Genomic DNA, 4,789 nt, shown 5'->3' with positions numbered 1-4,789 from the left:
CCGGTCGGGCGTCCGGTCGCCAACACCCGCCTGTACGTGCTGGACGCAGCCTTGCGTCCGGTGGCGCCGGGTGTGGCGGGCGAGTTGTACATCGCTGGTGCGCAGTTGGCGCGCGGTTACGTCAAGCGCTCCGGTCTGACGGCGGAGCGGTTCGTGGCGAACCCGTTCGAGCGGGGGGCGCGGATGTACCGCTCGGGGGATGTGGCCCGTTGGCGTGCGGATGGCCAGTTGGAGTTCCTGGGTCGTGCGGACGAGCAGGTGAAGGTCCGTGGTTTCCGGATCGAGCCGGGCGAGGTGGAGAACGTCCTGGTCGCGCATCCGCAGGTGGCGCAGGCGGCGGTGGTCGCCCGCGAGGACGTGCCGGGTGACGTGCGCCTGGTGGCCTACGTCGTCGCCGACGATCCGGACGAGGACCCGGCTGCCCTGCCCGCGCAGGTGCAGACCTTCGCAGGTGGGCGTCTGCCGGAGTACATGGTCCCGTCCGCCGTGGTGGTGCTGGACGCGCTGCCGCTGACGGGCAACGGGAAGCTGGACCGCAAGGCCCTGCCGGCCCCGGACCTCGGTGCGGGTGCGGGCACCGGACGGGCACCGGCGGACGAGCGCGAGCGTGTGCTCTGCGAGGCGTTCGCCGAGGTCCTCGGCCTGGAGAGCGTGACGGTCGACGACGACTTCTTCCTCCTCGGCGGGCACTCCCTGCTCGCCGTCCGGCTGGCCAACCGGATCAGGACGCTGCTCGGCGTCGAGGTGGAGATCGCGGCCCTGTTCGACGCCCCGACCCCGGCCGGACTCGCCGTCCGGCTGGCCCGGGAGACGGCCCCCGCACCGACCAGGCCGGCCCTGCGGCCGCGGCGCAACCAGGAGGAGTCCTGATGATCCCGTTGTCCTTCGCCCAGCGGCGGCTGTGGTTCGTCTCCCAGCTGGAGGGGCCGAGCGACACCTACAACGTGCCGCTGGTCCTCCCGCTCGGCGGGGGGACGGACCGCGAGGCACTGGACGCCGCACTGCGCGACGTGCTGGGCCGGCACGAAGTGCTGCGGACGGTGTTCGCGACCGTGGACGGCGAGCCGTACCAGAGCGTGCTGAAGCTCGACGACCTCGACTGGGCGCTGTCCGCCGAGGACGTGCCCCGGGAGGGGCTCGATGCCGCGATCGCGGCCGCCGAGTCGCACGCCTTCGACCTGGCGGCCGAGGTGCCGGTCCGGGCCCGGCTGCTGTCGGTGTCGCCGCAGGAGCAGGTGCTGGTCGTGGTGTTCCACCACATCGCCAGCGACGGCTGGTCGACCGGGCCGTTCACCCGTGACCTCATGACGGCCTACGGGGCGCGCCTGGAGGGCCGGGCGCCGGAGTGGGAGCCGCTGCCGGTCCAGTACGCGGACTACGCGTACTGGCAGCGCGAGCTGCTGGGCGAGGCGGACGACCCGGACAGCCTGCTGCACCGGCAGCTGGCCCACTGGCGCGGCGCGCTGGAGGGCCTGCCGGAGGAGCTGGCGCTGCCCGTCGACCGTCCGCGCCCCGCGGTCGCCTCCTACCGGGGCCACCGGGTGCGGCTGGACGTCTCGGCGCGGACCCATGCCCGAGTGGTGGAGCTGGCCCAGGCCGAGGGCGCCACCGTGTTCATGGTGCTCCAGGCCGCCCTGGCGGTGCTGCTGAGCCGCCTCGGCGGGGGGACGGACATCGCCGTCGGCACGGACGTCGCCGGCCGGACCGACGAGGCACTCGACGACCTGGTCGGCTTCTTCGTGAACACGCTGGTGCTGCGCACCGACCTGTCCGGCGACCCGACGTTCCGCGAGACGGTGCGCCGGGCCCGGGCGACCGGCCTGGCGGCCCTCGGGCACCAGGACGTGCCGTTCGAGCGGCTGGTCGAGGAGCTGGCCCCGTCCAGGTCCCTGTCCCGGCACCCGCTGTTCCAGGTGATGCTGACCCTGCAGAACGCCGCGCGCACGGTCCTGGACGCCGAGCGCGTCGAGGAGTCCGCGGTCTCCGCCGCCGGCACGTCGGTGGCCAAGTTCGACCTGGAGGTGTCGTTCACCGAGGTGTTCGGCCCGGACGGAACAGCGTCCGGCGTCCGGGGCTCGCTCACGGCCTCCTCGGACCTGTTCGAGGCCGGGACGGCCCGGCTGCTCGCCGACTGCCTGGCCGGCGTGCTGGACACCGTGGCCGGCAGTCCGGAGCTGCCGCTGAGCGCGGTGCCGGTCACCGACGGCTCGGGTGCCGAGGCGCTCTTCCCGGGCCGTCCGGCCGGCGGTCGGGTCCCCCCGCCGTCCGGCAGGGCCGAGGACCGCCGGCTGGTCGCCTACGTGGTGCCCGCGCCGGGCGCCGCGGTCGACCCGGCGGAGCTGCGCGCGTTCCTCCGGGACCAGCTGCCCGACGCGATGGTCCCGGCCGCCGTGGTGCTGCTCGACGAACTGCCGCTCACCGCCAACGGCAAGGTGGACACCAAGCGCCTGCCCGCGCCGCCGTCGTACCCGGTGGGCACCGGGCGGGGCCCGGCGAACCCCCGCGAGGAGCTGCTCTGCGGCGTCTTCGCCGAGGTCCTGGAACTGGAGCGGGTCGGCGCCGAGGACGACTTCTTCGCCCTCGGCGGCCACTCCCTGCTCGCCGTCCGGCTGGTCGAGCGGCTGCGCGCGCAGGGGGTGACCGTGCCGGTGCGCGCGCTCTTCGAGACGCCGACCCCGGCCGGGCTGGCCGCGGTGGCGGGCGCCGCCCCGGCCGAGGTGCCGGAGAACCTGATCCCCGCCGGCGCGACCGCGATCACGCCGGACATGCTGCCGCTGGTCGACCTCACCCCCGAGCAGATCGAGCGGATCGTCGCGACGGTGGACGGCGGCGCGGCGAACGTCGCGGACGTCTACCCGCTCGGGCCGCTCCAGGAGGGCCTGCTCTTCCACCACCTCATGGCCGACGGCGGCGACGACGCCTACGTGATGCCCGCGGTGCTGGAGTTCGACTCGGCGGACGTGCTGGACGCGTTCCTGGCGGCGCTCCAGAGCGTGCTGGACCGGCACGACGTGTTCCGGACCTCCGTCGTCTGGGAGGGACTGCCCGAGCCCGTCCAGGTGGTGTGGCGACGCGCGCCGATGGCGATCACCGACGTCGTGCTCGACCCGGCCGGCGAGGACCTCGCGGCCGAGCTGATCGCGGTCGCGGGCCTGTCGATGGAGCTGGGCCGGGCCCCGCTGCTCACGGTGCACCGGGCGGAGGTCCCCGGCAGCGGGCGCCGGCTGGCGCTGGTCCGGATCCACCACTTGGTGCAGGACCACATGGCGCTGGAGCTGCTGCTCTCCGAGGTCGGCGCCTTCCTCGCCGGCCGGGCCGCCGACCTGCCCGAGCCGTCGCCCTTCCGGGACTTCGTCGCCCGGTCCCGGGGCGAGGCCGAACGGGCCGGGCACGAGAGCTACTTCGCCGAACTGCTGGGCGACCTGGACGGGACCACCGCGCCCTACGGCGTCACCGACGTGCACGGCGACGGCACCGAGGTGCGCCGCGGGGTGGTGCCCTTCCCGCCGGAGTCCGAGCGCCGTCTGCGCGCGGTCGCCCGCCGGCTGCGGGTGAGTGCCGCGACGGTCCTGCACGTGGCCTGGGCCCGGGCGGTCGCGGCGATGTCCGGCCGGGACGACGTCGTCTTCGGGACCGTGCTGTTCGGCCGGATGACCGGCGGAACGGGTGCCGGCCAGGTGCCGGGTCCGTTCATCAACACCCTTCCGGTGCGCGTCCGTTCGTCCGACACCGGCGTGCTCGCGGCGGTGTCGGGGATGCGGGCCCAGCTGGCCCGACTGATGGAGCACGAGCACGCCTCGCTCTCCACCGCCCAGCAGGCCGGCGGCCTCGCCGCGGAGGCCCCGCTGTTCACCTCCTTCCTCAACTACCGCCACAATCCCGGCCGGGACGCGGCGGAAGCGACCGGGGAGCCGTCCGCCGCCGACCCGTCCGCCGAGCCGCGGCCCGAGGAGCCGTCCGAGGACCGGGGCATCCGGCTGCTGTACGCGCGGGAACGCACCAACTACCCGCTCGGAGTGGCGGTGGACGACGACGGCGACGGCCTCGCGCTGACCGTCGACGCGGTCGGCGCGATCGATCCGGAGGCGGTCGGCACACTGGTGCGCACGGCCGCCGAACGGCTGGTCGCGGCCCTGGAGACCGCGCTGGACGGCGGCCCGGAGGCGGCCCTGGGCGCCATCGAGGTGCTGGACACCGCGGAGCGTCGTCAGGTGCTGGTGGAGTGGAACGACACGGCGGTGGAGGTCGAGCCGTCGACGTTGCCGGGGTTGTTCGCGGCGCAGGCGGCGCGGACGCCGGACGCGGTGGCGCTGGTCGCCGACGGCGTGGAGCTGTCGTACGCCGAGTTGGACGCGCGGGCGAACCGTCTGGCGCACCTGCTGGTGGGCCGGGGTGTGGGGCCGGAGTCCGTGGTGGGGGTCTGCCTGGAGCGCGGTGCCGAGCTGGTGGTGGCGCTGCTCGCGGTGGTGAAGGCCGGCGGTGCGTACCTGCCGGTGGACCCGTCGTACCCGGCCGAGCGGATCGCGTTCGTGCTGGAGGACGCGGGGGTGCCGTTGGTGCTCACACAGGCGGCGGTGGCCGGTGCGGTGCCGGCGGGTGTGCCGGTGCTGGTGCTGGACGAGCCTGCCGTGGCACGGGAGTGGGAGCGCGCCCCGGGGGCGTCCGCGGGTGTGCGGGTGGACGGCGGCAACGCCGCGTACGTGATCTACACCTCGGGGTCGACGGGTCGTCCGAAGGGTGTGGCTGTCTCGCACGGCGCTCTGGTGAATCACCTGTTCGGTGCGGGTCG

At 74.9% G+C, this 4,789-nt stretch carries 1 protein-coding gene and 1 pseudogene; both read left to right on the top strand.

Going from position 1 to position 4,789, the window contains the following annotated elements; genetic code table 11:
- A pseudogene (locus tag AC067J_RS43910) lies at positions 1-2,150 on the top strand (condensation domain-containing protein); the annotation flags it as partial.
- Positions 2,145-4,789 (top strand): AMP-binding protein (locus tag AC067J_RS43905; protein WP_478308498.1); only part of this gene is annotated, 2,645 nt, incomplete at its 3' end. The pseudogene AC067J_RS43910 and the gene AC067J_RS43905, both read left to right, overlap by 6 nt.

It is taken from the genome of Kitasatospora sp. NPDC042419, assembly GCF_056437345.1.
Note: the sequence above shows the minus strand (reverse complement) of the source record. Positions and strands in the feature narration are given on the sequence as shown.